The sequence below is a fragment of the Paracoccus benzoatiresistens genome, from assembly GCF_026913015.1.
Classification (GTDB): Bacteria; Pseudomonadota; Alphaproteobacteria; order Rhodobacterales; family Rhodobacteraceae; genus Paracoccus; species Paracoccus benzoatiresistens.
The window spans coordinates 39,689-53,048 of the sequence record NZ_JAPTYD010000006.1; the positions used below are offsets into that span (position 1 = coordinate 39,689).

Annotated in this window: 16 protein-coding genes; 8 read left to right on the forward strand and 8 right to left on the reverse strand. The window is 66.7% G+C overall.

Going from position 1 to position 13,360, the window contains the following annotated elements:
- Nucleotides 1-45: 45 nt before the first annotated feature.
- From OU682_RS06715 to OU682_RS06725, 3 genes are read right to left on the reverse strand one after another with little or no spacing between them, the layout of a single operon-like run.
- Nucleotides 46-537 carry a pyridoxamine 5'-phosphate oxidase family protein gene (locus OU682_RS06715; RefSeq protein ID WP_268941302.1) on the reverse strand — a complete coding sequence of 164 codons (492 nt, stop codon included), beginning with the start codon at nucleotides 535-537 and terminating at the stop codon, nucleotides 46-48.
- Between the two features lie 16 nt (nucleotides 538-553).
- Nucleotides 554-1,138: a GNAT family N-acetyltransferase gene (locus tag OU682_RS06720; RefSeq protein ID WP_268941303.1), complete on the reverse strand. Its 585-nt coding sequence runs from the start codon at nucleotides 1,136-1,138 to the stop codon at nucleotides 554-556.
- A 7-nt stretch (nucleotides 1,139-1,145) separates the two neighbouring features.
- The gene (locus OU682_RS06725; RefSeq protein ID WP_268941304.1) at nucleotides 1,146-1,385 is read right to left on the reverse strand and encodes a BrnA antitoxin family protein; all 240 of its coding nucleotides are present in this window, start codon (nucleotides 1,383-1,385) and stop codon (nucleotides 1,146-1,148) included.
- Between the two features lie 179 nt (nucleotides 1,386-1,564).
- Between OU682_RS06725 and hslU the strand changes: the two genes are divergently transcribed.
- Nucleotides 1,565-2,872: an ATP-dependent protease ATPase subunit HslU gene (gene hslU, locus OU682_RS06730; RefSeq protein WP_268941305.1), complete on the forward strand. Its 1,308-nt coding sequence runs from the start codon at nucleotides 1,565-1,567 to the stop codon at nucleotides 2,870-2,872.
- A gap of 54 nt (nucleotides 2,873-2,926) precedes the next feature.
- Nucleotides 2,927-3,103, forward strand: a complete 177-nt coding sequence (locus OU682_RS06735; protein WP_268941306.1) for a PLD nuclease N-terminal domain-containing protein — start codon at nucleotides 2,927-2,929, stop codon at nucleotides 3,101-3,103.
- 243 nt (nucleotides 3,104-3,346) lie between these two features.
- Here OU682_RS06735 and OU682_RS06740 read toward each other — a convergent pair whose 3' ends face one another.
- Nucleotides 3,347-3,928 (reverse strand): Smr/MutS family protein, encoded by a 582-nt coding sequence (locus tag OU682_RS06740; RefSeq protein WP_268941307.1) that lies wholly within the window; start codon nucleotides 3,926-3,928, stop codon nucleotides 3,347-3,349.
- On the reverse strand, nucleotides 3,928-4,584 hold the full coding sequence (locus tag OU682_RS06745; protein WP_268941308.1) for a Tim44/TimA family putative adaptor protein: 657 nt from the start codon (nucleotides 4,582-4,584) through the stop codon (nucleotides 3,928-3,930). Before OU682_RS06745 ends, OU682_RS06740 begins: the two co-directional genes overlap by 1 nt.
- 106 nt (nucleotides 4,585-4,690) lie before the next feature.
- On the opposite strand from OU682_RS06745, the gene OU682_RS06750 reads away from it, so the two are divergent.
- The 3 genes from OU682_RS06750 to OU682_RS06760 all read left to right on the forward strand — a co-directional run bounded on the left by OU682_RS06750 (nucleotide 4,691) and on the right by OU682_RS06760 (nucleotide 6,443).
- Nucleotides 4,691-5,227 (forward strand): FxsA family protein, encoded by a 537-nt coding sequence (locus OU682_RS06750; RefSeq protein ID WP_268941309.1) that lies wholly within the window; start codon nucleotides 4,691-4,693, stop codon nucleotides 5,225-5,227.
- 86 nt (nucleotides 5,228-5,313) lie between these two features.
- Nucleotides 5,314-5,829: a protein-export chaperone SecB gene (gene secB / locus OU682_RS06755; RefSeq protein ID WP_268941310.1), complete on the forward strand. Its 516-nt coding sequence runs from the start codon at nucleotides 5,314-5,316 to the stop codon at nucleotides 5,827-5,829.
- 5 nt (nucleotides 5,830-5,834) lie between these two features.
- On the forward strand, nucleotides 5,835-6,443 hold the full coding sequence (locus OU682_RS06760) for an HD domain-containing protein (protein ID WP_268941311.1): 609 nt from the start codon (nucleotides 5,835-5,837) through the stop codon (nucleotides 6,441-6,443).
- A gap of 41 nt (nucleotides 6,444-6,484) precedes the next feature.
- Here the strand turns inward: OU682_RS06760 and OU682_RS06765 are convergent, their stop codons facing one another.
- The 3 genes from OU682_RS06765 to OU682_RS06775 all read right to left on the reverse strand — a co-directional run bounded on the left by OU682_RS06765 (nucleotide 6,485) and on the right by OU682_RS06775 (nucleotide 8,128).
- Complete coding sequence (locus OU682_RS06765) at nucleotides 6,485-6,796, reverse strand: H-NS histone family protein (protein ID WP_268941312.1); 312 nt, start codon at nucleotides 6,794-6,796, stop codon at nucleotides 6,485-6,487.
- A gap of 76 nt (nucleotides 6,797-6,872) precedes the next feature.
- Nucleotides 6,873-7,433, reverse strand: coding sequence for an ActR/PrrA/RegA family redox response regulator transcription factor (locus OU682_RS06770; protein ID WP_268941313.1), 561 nt, complete (start codon nucleotides 7,431-7,433; stop codon nucleotides 6,873-6,875).
- Between the two features lie 65 nt (nucleotides 7,434-7,498).
- The gene (locus OU682_RS06775) at nucleotides 7,499-8,128 is read right to left on the reverse strand and encodes an SCO family protein (protein ID WP_268941314.1); all 630 of its coding nucleotides are present in this window, start codon (nucleotides 8,126-8,128) and stop codon (nucleotides 7,499-7,501) included.
- Nucleotides 8,129-8,215: 87 nt separating this feature from the next.
- On the opposite strand from OU682_RS06775, the gene OU682_RS06780 reads away from it, so the two are divergent.
- From OU682_RS06780 to OU682_RS06790, 3 genes are all read left to right on the forward strand, one after another.
- Entirely contained in the window at nucleotides 8,216-9,532 is a 1,317-nt protein-coding gene (locus OU682_RS06780; protein ID WP_268941315.1) for an ActS/PrrB/RegB family redox-sensitive histidine kinase, read from the forward strand.
- 62 nt (nucleotides 9,533-9,594) lie between these two features.
- Nucleotides 9,595-11,172: a PAS-domain containing protein gene (locus OU682_RS06785; RefSeq protein ID WP_268941316.1), complete on the forward strand. Its 1,578-nt coding sequence runs from the start codon at nucleotides 9,595-9,597 to the stop codon at nucleotides 11,170-11,172.
- A 310-nt stretch (nucleotides 11,173-11,482) separates the two neighbouring features.
- The gene (locus OU682_RS06790; RefSeq protein ID WP_268941317.1) at nucleotides 11,483-13,360 is read left to right on the forward strand and encodes a TRAP transporter large permease; all 1,878 of its coding nucleotides are present in this window, start codon (nucleotides 11,483-11,485) and stop codon (nucleotides 13,358-13,360) included.

Sequence of the window (13,360 nt, forward strand, 5' to 3'; positions counted from 1 at the left end):
GCGCGCGGATACCGGGCGGACGCCCGGTATCCTGCAGAAAAGCGGCTACAGCCGGACGGTGGCCACGTTGTCCTTGTAGCTTTCCTTGGGATCGCTGATGCCAAGCGCCACCATGGCGCCTGCAACGATGCTGGACGCGTCCAGCCAGATTTCGGCCTTCTGGGGATCGAAGCGCAGCAGGGCCAGCTTGGGGTCGTCCTTGCCGTGTTCGTACCAGGCGGCGACATGCGCGTTCCACAGGCGGTCCACGACTGCCGGGTCGGTGTGCTCGGTCAGCGTGCCCTCGATCGAGGCCCAGAGGTCATGGCCCTTGGACACGAATTGAACGCCGGCATCCTGCGTGCTGCCGCCCAGCTTCTGCACCAGGGCATTGTCCTTGGAGGTGAAGAACCACAGCGGCCCGTGATCCCCTTCCTCGATCTGCGAGGTCATGGGCCGGGTATGGCCATGTTCGCCGCCGACAAGGCCCAGCATCACGGTCATGTCGGACCGCAAGGACTTCCATAGGCGAGCTTTCAGTTCGTCGGGCGTAGGCATCTCGGATCCTCCGGTATCAGGTGTCCGGGCCAACGTGGCGCCCGGCCGATTGTTCCGAGGCGGGCCTTCCGTCCTCCGGCTCCTCGTGTCTCATCAGAAGGCAGTCGCCGGTGCGCCCGGACAGATCCGCGATCTCGCGAAACCCGGCCTTTCGATAGGCGCGGATCGCCCGGTGGTTGGACCTGTCGGGGTCGATGACGATGCTGCGATGCCCTTCGGCCCGCAGCATGGCCACGAACCGTGCCAGAACCCACGAGCCGATCCCCTTGGACACCTGATCGGGCGGTCCGATGGACAGATCGACGCCCACCGCATCGTCGGGCAGATCCATCACCCAGGACGCATCCGACAGCCAGGGTTCCACCCGCGCGTCGGTGATCCGCCAGACCTGGATATAGCCCGTGGGTTCGCCGTCCAGATGAAACAGGAAGGCCCGCGTCGTGTCGCGCCCTTCGATGATGTCGCGGATATAGCCAAGCTCGGTCTCGACATCCGCGCTCCACCATTCGCGCCAATGCGGCTGGTCCATCCAGCGCGCAAGCAGCGGCAGGTCGGCGGCGGTGACGGGAACAAAGGACAAATCCGGGGGCGGCGGCGTCATGGGAGCCTCATCCCGCCTTCTTCGCCTCCATATAGGCGCGCAGCACCGCGTTCATCCGTGTCTGGTAGCCCTTGCCCTGCGACTTGAAGAAATCCAGCACATCCGGGTCGATGCGGAGCGACACGGCCTTCTTCGGCTCGGGGATCACCAGACGGGCGGTGGACCAGTCCACCTCGAAATCGTCCTCGTCCTCGCCCTCGAAATCGCCCTCGCGGGCTAGGGGGTCCCAGTCAGTCCGGCCCTTCATCTGCCGGAGTTCCTCCAGCTATAGGGTCCTGAAATCTCCTCTCTCGTATCGCCGCTCATCCAGCACCTCATGGTATCGTCGCGTCATCATTGTATATACAATTCGCAATACAAGCGCGCAACCCTTCAAAACCCTGCCGCGACTGTTTATCTGCGGGTCAACTAAACAAAGGCAGACCCATGACCGACCTGACCCCGCGCGAGATCGTATCCGAACTGGACCGCTTCATCATCGGCCAGAAAGAGGCCAAGCGCGCCGTGGCTGTGGCCCTGCGCAACCGCTGGCGCCGCAAGCAACTGGGCGACGACCTGCGCGACGAGGTTTACCCGAAGAACATCCTGATGATCGGCCCCACCGGCGTCGGCAAGACCGAGATCAGCCGCCGTCTGGCCAAGCTGGCCAATGCCCCCTTCATCAAGGTCGAGGCGACCAAGTTCACCGAGGTCGGCTATGTCGGCCGCGACGTGGAACAGATCGTCCGCGACCTGACCGATGCCGCCATGATCGACACCCGCGACCGCATGCGCGAGGAGGTCAAGGCCCGCGCCCACAAGTCCGCCGAGGATCGCGTGATCGAGGCCCTGGCCGGCAAGGACGCGCGCGAGGGCACCCGCCAGATGTTCCGCGACAAGCTGAAGCGGGGCGAACTGGACGACACGGTGATCGAGCTGGAGGTGCAGGATACCTCCAATCCCTTCGGCGCGATGGAAATCCCCGGGCAGCCGGGCCAGCCGCTGGGCGGCATGATGGACCTGTCGGGGCTGATGAAGGCCTTCGGCGGGCGGCGCGTGCGGCGCAAGGTGTCGGTGGCGGAAAGCTATGAGCTGCTGATCGCCGAGGAAGCCGACAAGCTTCTGGACGACGATGCCGTCAAGGCCGCGGCGCTGGAAGCCGTGCAGCAGAACGGCATCGTCTTCATCGACGAGATCGACAAGGTCTGCGCGCGCAGTGACGCCCGCGGCGGCGATGTCAGCCGCGAGGGCGTGCAGCGCGACCTGCTGCCGCTGATCGAAGGCACCACCGTCAGCACCAAGTACGGCCCGGTCAAGACCGACCACATCCTGTTCATCGCCTCGGGCGCCTTCCACGTCGCCAAGCCCAGCGACCTGCTGCCGGAACTGCAGGGCCGCCTGCCGATCCGGGTGGAACTGCGCGCGCTCACCGAGGAAGACTTCATCCGCATCCTGACCGAGACCGACAACGCCCTGACGCGGCAATACACCGCCCTGATGGCGACCGAGGGCGTCACCGTGGGCTTTGCCGACGACGGCATCGCCGCCCTGGCCCGCATCGCCGCCGAGGTGAACGCCGCGGTCGAGAACATCGGCGCCCGCAGGCTTTACACCGTGATCGAGCGCGTCTTCGAGGAACTGTCCTTCAGCGCCCCCGACAAGGAGGGCGAGACCGTCCAGGTCGATGCCGCCTATGTCGAGCGCCATCTGGGCGATCTGTCGCGGTCCACGGATCTGTCGCGCTATGTCCTCTGACGGAACCGCCGCGCGCGGTTCCGGGTTGGCCCCCCGCAACAAGGGGGTCTGATCATGGGTTACGTCTTCGGGATCATCATCTTCGTGCTGGATGTCTGGGCCATCGCCTCGGTCATCAACACGAACACCAGCTTGGGGACCAAGATCCTGTGGATCGCCCTGATCGCGATCCTGCCGGTGGTGGGGCTGATCATCTGGTATTTCGCCGGCCCCAAGGCGAATTACCGCTGATCCTTCCGGGTGCCGGGACTGGCCCGGAGAGCCATTCCAGCTGACAGATTTGCCGCAGCCGTTTCCCGAAAGGGGCGCTTGCGGCGTCTTCCGTCATGCCTTCTGCTGGCGGCCGGTGCGCCGCAGCGCACGCTGATGATGATGATGCGTGAAGGGGCTCCCGTCCCGCCTTACCGGACCCGTCCGGATCGCCCCGCCCGATGATCGGTCGGGTGCGCCATATTTCCTGGTCCTCGCCCCGCCCTACGCCCCGCGCCGCAAATAGACGTAATAGGCCCCCTCGCCGCCGTGGCGGTAATGGGCCGGGGTGACCTGCTGGACGACAGGGGCCAGCGGCGGCATGTGCAGCCAATGGGGAACCTGGTGGCGCAGGGCGCCGGGCCGGGTCGGCAGGGGGCCGTGATCGCCCCGTCCCTTGCCGGTGATGACCAGAACCAGCCGATGCCCTCGGGCATGGCAGGACAGCACGAAGCCGATCAGTTCGGGATGGGCGGCGGCAAGCGTCATTCCGTGCAGATCCAGCCGCGCCTCGGGGGCGAGCTTGCCTTGGGACATGCGGCGATGAACCTTGTGGTCCATGCGCAGGGGCTGCTGCGCCAGGCGCTGCGCGGGGCTGGAAGGCATGTGCAGCGGCGGCGGCTTCGGCGCCGCCATCTGGCCGATGCTGAAGGCGGGGACCGACAGGCGGAGTGCGGCGGGCTTGGGCGCCTGACGCATCTGCGCATCGGCGGGCTTGGGCCGCTCGGGATGCATCGGCATGGCAGTGCGGGCGACGCGCGCCCACAGATCCTTGTCCTCGGGGGTCAGGCCCCGGCGCCGGCCCATCAGCCGGTCGCGACCAGTTGCCAGTTCGGATCGTCCTGACCCATGCGGCGGGCAAAGGTCCAGGTGTCGCGCTGCTTGCGCGCGGCCTTGGGATCACCCTCGACCACATTGCCCTGGGCATCCCGCGTGGCCGAGATCAGCTCGCCCACGAAGCGGACCGAGACTTCGCCCATGCCCGTGGCGGGATCGTATTCGGCGCCGGCCAGCGCGGTGTCGCGGGTGCCGATATACTGCGCCGTCACCGTCTCGCCCCTGGCGGCGCGGGCGTCGATCACCGACTGGAAGGCAGCGGCCACGGGTTCGGCCAAGAAGGGCCGGACCTCGGTCAGGTCCCCGCGCTCGAAGGCCATCAGGATCATCTCATATGCCGATTTCGCGCCATTGAGAAAACTGCCCACGCCAAAGGACGGCTCGGCCACCTTCATCGCGCCCAAGGCCCTGGCGGTCGCGCTGCCCGCCTCGGCATGGTCGAGGATGTCGTGGTCGGGCTCCTCGGCCGTGCCTTCGATCACGTCGAAACGCGGGCGCGGCCGGTCGGGGGCATCGACCTGCGGCGGCTCGAACCCGTCGCGGGTGCCCAGCACGTTGCGCAAACGCAGGATCAGGAAAATCGCGATCCCCGCCAGGACAAGCAACTGCAGCAACGGATTGTTCATGCGACTGGCCTCACGTGGTCTTGGCTGGTAACTGCGATCTGCGCCATTATGTAGGGATTGGGCCGGGGCAAGTCCAGTTATCCCCTGGCCGGGAAAGGGAATGGGCATGTGGCTGTTGTGGCTGTTCGTGGCGCTGCCGATCGTCGAGATCGCGCTGTTCATCCAGGTGGGCGGATTGATCGGGGTCTGGGCCACGCTGGGGCTGGTGGTGCTGGCGGCCCTTCTGGGCATGGCGGTGATCCGCAGCCAGGGCGCCCATGCCTGGCTTGAAGCGCAGCGCAGCCTGGCGCAGTTGCGCGATCCCTCGCGCCCGCTGGCCCATGGCATGATGCTGCTGATCGCGGGCCTCCTGCTGATCGTGCCGGGATTCTTCACCGACCTGGTCGCGCTGCTGCTGCTGATCCCGCCGGTGCGCGATCTTGTGATGCGGCAGGCCGGGCGGCGGATGCGCGTCCGGGCCGTCCATGTCGGCCGGCGCGAGGCGCATCGCCCGCCCTATGCCGACGGGGTGATCGATGCCGATTACGTGGTCGAGGACGAGCCCGCAGCCCGCAGCCCGCGCCCGCCCCTGGATCTGCCCGAGGATGTGGAGGGCAATCCGCCGTCCCCGCGCCGCGGCGGATCGGGCTGGACGCAGCATTGAGGACGCGGACCCAGGCCGTGGATTGAGGACAGCGGCCGCGCCTGATAGAACGCGGCGCAAGTCTCAATCCTTCAAGGGGAAAACCCATGGCCGACGAAAACACCGCCAACGGAACGGCGCAACAGGCGACGCCGCAGGTGCGCATGCAGATCCTGGCGCAATACATCCGGGACCTGTCCTTCGAGAACGCGGTCGCCACCAAGGGCGCCCCCCAGGGCGAGGTCCAGCCCGAGATCACCGTGCAGGTCAGCCTGGACGCCCGCAAGCGCGCAGGCGACAACCAGTACGAGGTGATCTCGAAATTCCGCGTGACCTCGACCAACAAGGGCGACAACTCGACCCTGTTCCTGGCCGAACTGGATTACGGCGGCGTCTTCCTGATCGAGGGCGTGCCTGACGATCAGATGCACCCTTTCCTGATGATCGAATGCCCGCGCATGCTGTTCCCCTTCGTGCGGCGCATCATCTCGGACGTGACGCGGGACGGGGGCTTCCCGCCCTTCAACATGGACCCGGTCGATTTCGTGGCGCTGTATCGCCAGGAACTGGCCCGTCGCGCGCAGTCGCAGCAGGGCGCGCCCGCCGATCAGCGCCTGTCCTGACCGCGATGGCGGCAAAAACGCGCCGGGCCTGGCAGCGCATGCTGTCGGGCCGGCGTCTGGATCTGCTGGATCCGACGCCCGTCGATATCGAGATCACCGACATCGCCCATGGCCTGGCCTTCGTGGCCCGCTGGAACGGCCAGACCAAGGGCGACTGGCCCTATTCGGTGGCGGAGCATTCCCTTCTGGTCGAGGATATTCTGGCCCGTCTCAATCCCGGGATCGAGACGCGCTGGCGGCTGGCGGCGCTTTTGCACGATGCTCCGGAATATGTGATCGGGGACATGATTTCCCCGGTCAAGTCCGCCCTCGGCGCTGAATATAGCCGCATGGACGAGCGGCTGACGGCGGCCATCCATCGCCGCTTCGGTTTGCCCGCGGCATTGCCTGCGGCAATCAAGGCGAAAATCAAGGCAGCCGACCGCATTTCAGCGCGGCTGGAGGCCGTTCAAATCGCCGGCTTCGGCATTCCCGAGGCAAAGCGCCTATTTCCGCTGCAAAATGAAATGATTTTGTCTGTATTGCACATTCAATTACGCCCCCCGGCCGAAGCGCGAGAGGCATTCCTGGAACGCTTCGGGATGCTGATTGCGGCCGCGGAAGGGCCCGCATAGGAAAGGCCGCCCCGGCGGGACGGCCTTTCGCAGAAAGCGCCTCAGATCAGAAGGTCTTCCAACTGCTTGCCGCCCTCGAGGCTATCCTGCACCCAGCGGGGCTTTCGGCCACGGCCGGTCCAGGTCATCGTCGGATCGTCAGGATTTGCATATTTCGGTGCAACCGTTCCGGTTTTTCGTGGCTTCGCGCCCGTCAGGTCGGCCAGGTTGAAACCGTGCTCTCGCGCGGCTTCCTCTATTGCGGCCAGAGCCTCGCGGCGTTTGCGGTCTTCATAAGAATTAATCGCGCGGTCCAGTTTTGCCCGAAGATCACGCAGTTCCTTGAGCGTCATCTTGTCCAGGTCGAAGTTCATTTTTTTTTGCCCATTCTGAATTGGTGAAAACAATCTGATATAACTTTGGTGAAATTACAAGCGGTCCAATTATTAACTAACGCGGCCCGCGTTTGGCCAGAATGCGCTGAAGCGTGCGGCGATGCATATGCAGGCGGCGCGCTGTTTCGCTGACATTGCGGTCGCATTGCTCGTAAACGCGCTGGATATGCTCCCATCTGACCCGGTCCGCCGACATCGGGTTTTCCGGAGGCGGGGGCAGGGATTCCCCGTTCGACAGTAACGCAGACGTTACGTCGTTTGCGTCCGCCGGCTTTGCCAGATAATCGGTGGCGCCCATTTTCACGGCTGCGACGGCCGTGGCGATGGCGCCATATCCCGTCAGGACGATGATGCGGGCATCCCGGCGCAATTCCCGCAAGGCCTCGACCACATCCAGGCCGTTGCCATCCTCCAGCCGCAGGTCGATCACGGCATAGGCGGGCGGGACGTCGCGGATCATCGCCAGGGCATCGGCGACACGCGTGGCGGTGCGCGGGGCGAAGCCGCGCTTTTCCATCGCCCGTGCCAGCCGCGTCACGAAGACTTCGTCGTCATCCACCAGAAGCAGCGACGGATCGGGGCCCAGCGCCAGCCGGGGAAGGGGTTCTTCTTGCATGTCGCGCGTCCCACCTTGAGTAAGCAGCAACACTGCCGCAACACCCGGACAGGGGCAATCACTTCTCAGCCAAGGGCATCGACGAAGCAGCCCACGCGTTCGGCCATCACCTCGGGCGGGGTGTCGCGGCCAAAGAAATCGACCGTCCTGTTGCCTGGCAGGACCAGATAGGTATTGGTCATGTGATCGACCAGGTAATAATCCTGATCCTCGGCGTCATTGGCCTTGTAGTAATTGCGCCAGCCCTTGTTGACCGCCGCGATTTCCTCCTCGGATCCGGTCAGGCCGATCATGCCGCCGGGAAACTGGCTGGTGAACTCGGCCACGACCTGGGGGGTGTCGCGTTTCGGATCGACGGTGACAAAGACGGTCTGCACCTCCTTGCCCTGTTCACCCAGCAGGGCGGCGGCCTCGGCATTGCGGGCGCTGTCCATCGGGCAGACATCGGGGCAGAAGGTATAGCCGAAATAAAGAAGCGAAGGCTTGTCGAAGACCTGCTGGGCGGTAACGCGCTGCCCGTCCTGCCGCGTCAGGGTGAAATCGGTGCCGAAGCTGTCCATTCCGCCCGCCACCGCGCTGCCGCCGCAATCGGCGAACTGGGCGCCGCCCCCGCGGCCGGCCAGATAGATGCCGCCCGCCGCCAGCAGGGCGAGGGCTGCGACAGATCCGATGATCAGGATTTTGCGGTCGGCCATGGTCGGCTCCTTCATGCGGGAAAGCGGCGCATTGATCGCCGATCCCGCCCCGCGTATCAAGGTCCGCATCGTCGCACCGGGGCCCGCATGGCCGATCCGTCCTTTTCCCCTTCCCCCGCCCCTGCCCCTTCCGAGGCAGAGCCGATCCGCATGCGCACCCTTGTGCTGCTGCGCTGGTTCGCGATCGCGGGCCAGCTGGCGGCGGTGATCGTGGCCCGCGTCATGGGGGTCGGCTTCGCGCTGGAGCCCGTGCTGGCCCTGATCGGGGCGGCCGTCGCCATGAACCTGTGGCAGGTGCTGTCGCCGCCGCGCCGGACCTCGGCCCGGCTGGCGGTCGTGCAGCTGACCTTCGACCTGATCCAGATCTCCGCGCTGATGGCGCTGACAGGCGGGCTGGCCAATCCCTTCGCGCTGCTGGTCCTGGCGCCGGTCACGGTTGCCGCGACCTCGCTTGACACGCGCGAGACGGTGGCCCTGGGCGTCGCCACGATGGTGCTGATCTCCGCCGTCTCGTTGTGCGCCCTGCCGCTGCATGACGCGGACGGGCAGGAACTGGTTCTGGCGCCGATGCTGGCGCTTGGTCACTGGACGGCGCTGATGATCGGCGTGGTGTTCTTCGCGGGCTATGCCCACCGGGTCACGGTCGAGCTGCAGGCCACGGCGAATGCGCTTTTTGCCACGCAGATGGCGCTGGCGCGCGAACAGCGGCTGCAACACCTGGGCGGCGTCGTGGCGGCGGCGGCGCACGAGATGGGCACCCCCCTGGCCACCATCAAGCTGATCGCGGCCGAACTGGCGGACGAGCTGGCCGGCCGCCCCGATCTTCAGCAGGATGCCATCGCCCTGCGGGATTCGGCGGTGCGCTGCGCCGAGATCCTGCGCAGCATGGGCCGGGCGGGCAAGGACGACCTGCACCTGCGTGCAGCCCCCCTGCGCGCCGTGCTGGAAGATGCGGCCGAGCCTCATGCGGGCCGCGGCCCCGCGGTCGAGATCAGGGCCGACAGCCTGGACATCCGCCGCGATCCCGCCATCATCCATGCGCTGCGCAACCTGATCCAGAACGCCGTCGACTTCGCGGCAAGCCTGGTGGTGGTCGAATCGCAGATCGGCAATGGCTGGCTGTGCGTGACGATCCGCGACGACGGCCCCGGCTATTCGCCCGCGCTTTTGTCGCGGATCGGTGATCCCTACCTGACAAGCAGGCGCGGGGGCGCGCAGCGCGAAGGCTATGACGGGATGGGCCTGGGCCTCTTCATCGCCAAGACGCTGCTGGAACGATCCGGCGCGCGGCTTGGCTTTGCCAATGGCGGGCCGGGCGCGGTCGTGACCGTGCGCTGGCCGCTGGACCGGATCGCCGCCGATGCGCGCGCGCCACTGGGCGACAATCCCGCGCAGGGGGCTTAGGGATTTAACTGTTTGTTAAGCCTGCTCCACCTATGCTTCGGCCAAACGGGGAGGAGCAAACGATGTCCCTGCATGGAATCGGGCTGATCCTGATGGCGGCCCTGACCGGGACGGCCTCGGTCGTGCTGGCGACGATGCTGGTCCGCTGGTGGGACCGGCGGTCCGGACAGGTTCGGCCCCGCCTGCCGCAGGGGCTGGAAAGCAGCCTGAAGCCGATGGTGCTGCTGTTCCGGGACCAGGTTCTGGTGGATGCGACGCCGCCCGCCCGCGCGCTTCTGGACCGCTTTTCCGCGCCCGAAGGCGACTGGACGCGCCTTCTGCAATGGATCGGCCCGCGCTTTCCCGACGCGATCGAGGCCCTGGGGCGCATCGACCGGCTCGGCCGCTTCGAATCCCTCGGCAAGACGGGATCGGGCAGCGCGGCGCTGCGGCTGGTGGCCGAAGGGATCGACCCGGGCCTTTTGCGCATCACCATCACCGATCCGCAGGCGGAATATGCCGGTATCGTGGTCGATTCCATGTCCCAGCAGGCGATGGAGGAGGAGCTGGACCTGCTGCGCCGCTCGCTGGACCAGACGCCCATGCTGGTCTGGCGCCAGGACGCCGAGGAACGGGTGACCTGGGCCAACGCCGCCTACCTGCGCAAGGCCGAGGCGCAGTCGGCCGAGCCCATCGGCTGGCCCCTGCCCCGGCTTCTGGACTCGCCCCGTCCCGTGCCCGGCGCAGGCACCCGGACGCGCCGGGCATCCTTGACCCAGAACGGCGCGGTGTCCTGGTACGACTGCCACAGCCACCAGGTCGGCGACCAGACCATGATGTTCGCCCTGCCCGCCGATGCGGCGGTGCGCGCCGAACGCAGCCTGCGCGAATTCGTCCAGACCCTGACCAAGACCTTTGCCGACCTGCCGATCGGCCTTGCGATCTTCGACCGCCAGCGGCAGTTGCAGTTGTTCAACCCGGCGCTGATCGACCTGACCAACCTGCCGACGGGTTTCCTGACGGCGCGGCCCACGCTGTTCGACCTGCTCGACAAGCTGCGCGAGTTGCGCATGGTTCCCGAGCCCAAGGATTTCCGCAGTTGGCGTCAGCAGATGAGCAACCTGGAAAGCGCCGCCGCCACCGGCCACCATGTCGAGGAATGGTCCCTGCCCGGCGGGCAGACCTATCGCGTGACCGGCCGCCCCCATCCCGACGGCGCCGTGGCCTTCCTGTTCGAGAACATCACCTCCGAGATGAGCCTGACCCGCAAGTTCCGGGCCGAGATGTCGCTTGGCAGCAGCATCCTCGACAACATCGGCGAGGCGGTGGCGGTCTTTGCCCCCGGGGGCCAGGTCGCGATGACGAATCAGGTGTATCGGAACCTGTGGCCCGCCGCCGCCGACAGCCTGGGGGGCGCGCTGGCCTGCTGGCAGGCCCATGCCGAGCCCGGGCCGGGGCTCGAGGCGCTCCGGGCACGGCTGTCGGGTCAGGACGGATCGCGCGACAGCGGGTTGATCAGGGGTCCCGGCGGTCAGTTGCTGGGATGGTCGGTGACCCGGCTTCCCGCCGGACGGCAGATGGTCTGTTTCCGCCTGCCCGATCCGGCAACGCAGCCCGAAGCCGTGGATCAGCACCTGCTGGCGGCGGGCGCGGCGACCTGACGCCGCCCGGCGGCAGGGTTTTCACGTCGCAGGTTTCCGGAACTTGATCCGCAGGGTCGAGGCGGCCTTCTTTCCGTGGCACGGCGGATCGTCACGTTCTTGCCGCGGAACAAGTCGGTAATCATTCCATCATGCGGAACCCTCTTGGCGCGGCGCCACCACTGGCGGCGTCAAGAGGCGCAAATTTGTGGTTGCCACGCCCGCCATGTTGCCCCTATCCCTTGCAAAGGAGAGGCGATTTCCAGATCCACGATGTGGACTCGGGCGGCGGCAGGAGGAAGCCGTCATCGCCGGACAGGGGAAAAAGCGGATGCACCAGACGGATGCACATGCCGATGCCGAGCTGGCGCTTGGCGGGATCGAGGCGCTGGCGGAACCGAAGCGCGCCGAGGCCTGGATGCGCCCGGTCGAGATCGCGGCGGCCGGCCTGCTGGTGGTGATGATCGTCACCGTTCTGGCCAATGTCTTCTTCCGGTACGTCCTGGCAAAGCCGCTGATCTGGGGGGACGAGGTCGCATCCATCAGCTTCATCTGGATGGCGATGCTGGGCGCCGCCCTGGCCGTGGACCGGCACGAACACATGAAGCTGACGGTCTTCCTGCCGCTGCTGCCCGCCCGGCTGGCCCGCGTGCTGGAGATCGCCGGCAGCGTTCTGGTCGGCGTTCTGCTGGTCCGGCTGTTCCCCGTTGCCGTCGAATACGCCTACGAGGAATCCTTCGTCACCTCGCCCGCGCTTGGGCTGCCAATGTCCTGGCGCGCCTCGGCCCTACCTGCGGGGATCGGTCTGATGACGCTGCTGATGGTGCTGTCGGTCATCCGCACGCGCGAATGGGGCACCATCCTGGGCACGTTGGTCGCAGCGGGGGCCATTGCCGCCGCCCTGTGGTTTGCCAAGCCTGCGGTGCTGGCCCTGGGCAACTGGAACCTGCCGCTGTTCCTGGGCCTCTTCGCGGGGGCCCTGCTGGTCGTGGGCGTGCCGATCGCCTTCTGCTTTGCCCTGGCCACCCTGGGATACCTGACCTTCGCCACCAACGCGCCGGTCTTCGTGATGATGGGCCGCATCGACGAAGGCATGTCCTCGCTGATCCTGCTGTCGGTGCCGGTCTTCGTGCTTCTGGGCTGCATCCTGGACGCGACCGGCATGGGCCGGGCCATCGTGGGCTTTCTTGCGTCCCTGTTCGGGCATGTGAAGGCGGGGATGAGCTATGTCCTGCTGGGGTCGATGTTCCTGGTGTCAGGCATCTCAGGCTCCAAGGTGTCCGACATGGCGACCGTGGCGCCCGCGCTGTTCCCCGAGATGCGCCGCCGGGGCCATTCCGCCCCTGAAATGACCGCGCTGCTGGCGACGGGCGCGGCCATGGCCGATACCGTTCCGCCGTCCATCGTGCTGATCGTGCTGGGATCGGTCGCCGGTGTCTCGATCGCCGGTCTGTTCACCAGCGGCTTCGCCATCGCCATGGTGCTGCTGGTCGTCCTGGCCGTGCTGGCCCGCTGGAAGGCGCGGGGCGAGCGGATGGAGGGCGTGCGCCGCGCGCGCCTGGCCGTGATCGGCAGGACCGCCCTGATCGCCGCGCCCGCCCTTGTGCTGCCCTTCATGATCCGCAGCCTGGTCGGCGGCGGCGTCGCCACCGCGACCGAGGTCAGCACCATCGCCACGCTCTACGCCTTCATCATCGGCGCGGTGCTTTATGGCGGAATTCCCCTGCGCCGCGTGGGGGGCATGCTGGTGGAAACCGCCGCCATGTCGGGCGCGATCCTGCTGATCCTGGGGGCTGCATCCGCGATGGCCTGGGCGCTGACGCAATCGGGCTTCGCGCGCGACCTGATGGTGCTTGTCACCAGCCTGCCCGGCGGATGGCTGGTCTTCATGCTGGCTTCCATCGCGATCTTCCTGGTGCTGGGCTGCGTCTTGGAAGGCCTGCCCGCCATCGTGCTGCTGGCGCCGATCATGTTCCCCATCGCGCGCGGCCTGGGGATCCACGACATCCATTACGCCATGGTGATCGTCACGGCCATGAACATCGGCCTGATGGCGCCCCCCATCGGCATCGGCTTCTACATCGCCTGCAAGATCGCCAACGTGCCCGCCGAACAGGTGATGGCGAAGATCTGGCCCTATCTGGCCGCGCTGATGGTGGGGCTGCTGGCCATCGCCGCCGTGCCCTGGTTCTCGACCGCATTGCTTTGA

Bases quoted from the DNA above. Each gene is read 5' to 3' on its own strand.
- hslU (WP_268941305.1), top strand. From the start codon at position 1,565: ATGACCGACCTGACCCCGCGCGAGATCGTATCCGAACTGGACCGCTTC.
- OU682_RS06725 (WP_268941304.1), bottom strand. From the start codon at position 1,385: ATGAAGGGCCGGACTGACTGGGACCCCCTAGCCCGCGAGGGCGATTTC.
- OU682_RS06735 (WP_268941306.1), top strand. From the start codon at position 2,927: ATGGGTTACGTCTTCGGGATCATCATCTTCGTGCTGGATGTCTGGGCC.
- OU682_RS06720 (WP_268941303.1), bottom strand. From the start codon at position 1,138: ATGACGCCGCCGCCCCCGGATTTGTCCTTTGTTCCCGTCACCGCCGCC.
- OU682_RS06770 (WP_268941313.1), bottom strand. From the start codon at position 7,433: ATGCAAGAAGAACCCCTTCCCCGGCTGGCGCTGGGCCCCGATCCGTCG.
- OU682_RS06715 (WP_268941302.1), bottom strand. From the start codon at position 537: ATGCCTACGCCCGACGAACTGAAAGCTCGCCTATGGAAGTCCTTGCGG.
- OU682_RS06765 (WP_268941312.1), bottom strand. From the start codon at position 6,796: ATGAACTTCGACCTGGACAAGATGACGCTCAAGGAACTGCGTGATCTT.
- OU682_RS06750 (WP_268941309.1), top strand. From the start codon at position 4,691: ATGTGGCTGTTGTGGCTGTTCGTGGCGCTGCCGATCGTCGAGATCGCG.
- OU682_RS06745 (WP_268941308.1), bottom strand. From the start codon at position 4,584: ATGAACAATCCGTTGCTGCAGTTGCTTGTCCTGGCGGGGATCGCGATT.
- OU682_RS06760 (WP_268941311.1), top strand. From the start codon at position 5,835: ATGGCGGCAAAAACGCGCCGGGCCTGGCAGCGCATGCTGTCGGGCCGG.
- OU682_RS06740 (WP_268941307.1), bottom strand. From the start codon at position 3,928: ATGGGCCGGCGCCGGGGCCTGACCCCCGAGGACAAGGATCTGTGGGCG.
- OU682_RS06780 (WP_268941315.1), top strand. From the start codon at position 8,216: ATGGCCGATCCGTCCTTTTCCCCTTCCCCCGCCCCTGCCCCTTCCGAG.
- OU682_RS06775 (WP_268941314.1), bottom strand. From the start codon at position 8,128: ATGGCCGACCGCAAAATCCTGATCATCGGATCTGTCGCAGCCCTCGCC.
- OU682_RS06785 (WP_268941316.1), top strand. From the start codon at position 9,595: ATGTCCCTGCATGGAATCGGGCTGATCCTGATGGCGGCCCTGACCGGG.
- OU682_RS06790 (WP_268941317.1), top strand. From the start codon at position 11,483: ATGCACCAGACGGATGCACATGCCGATGCCGAGCTGGCGCTTGGCGGG.
- secB (WP_268941310.1), top strand. From the start codon at position 5,314: ATGGCCGACGAAAACACCGCCAACGGAACGGCGCAACAGGCGACGCCG.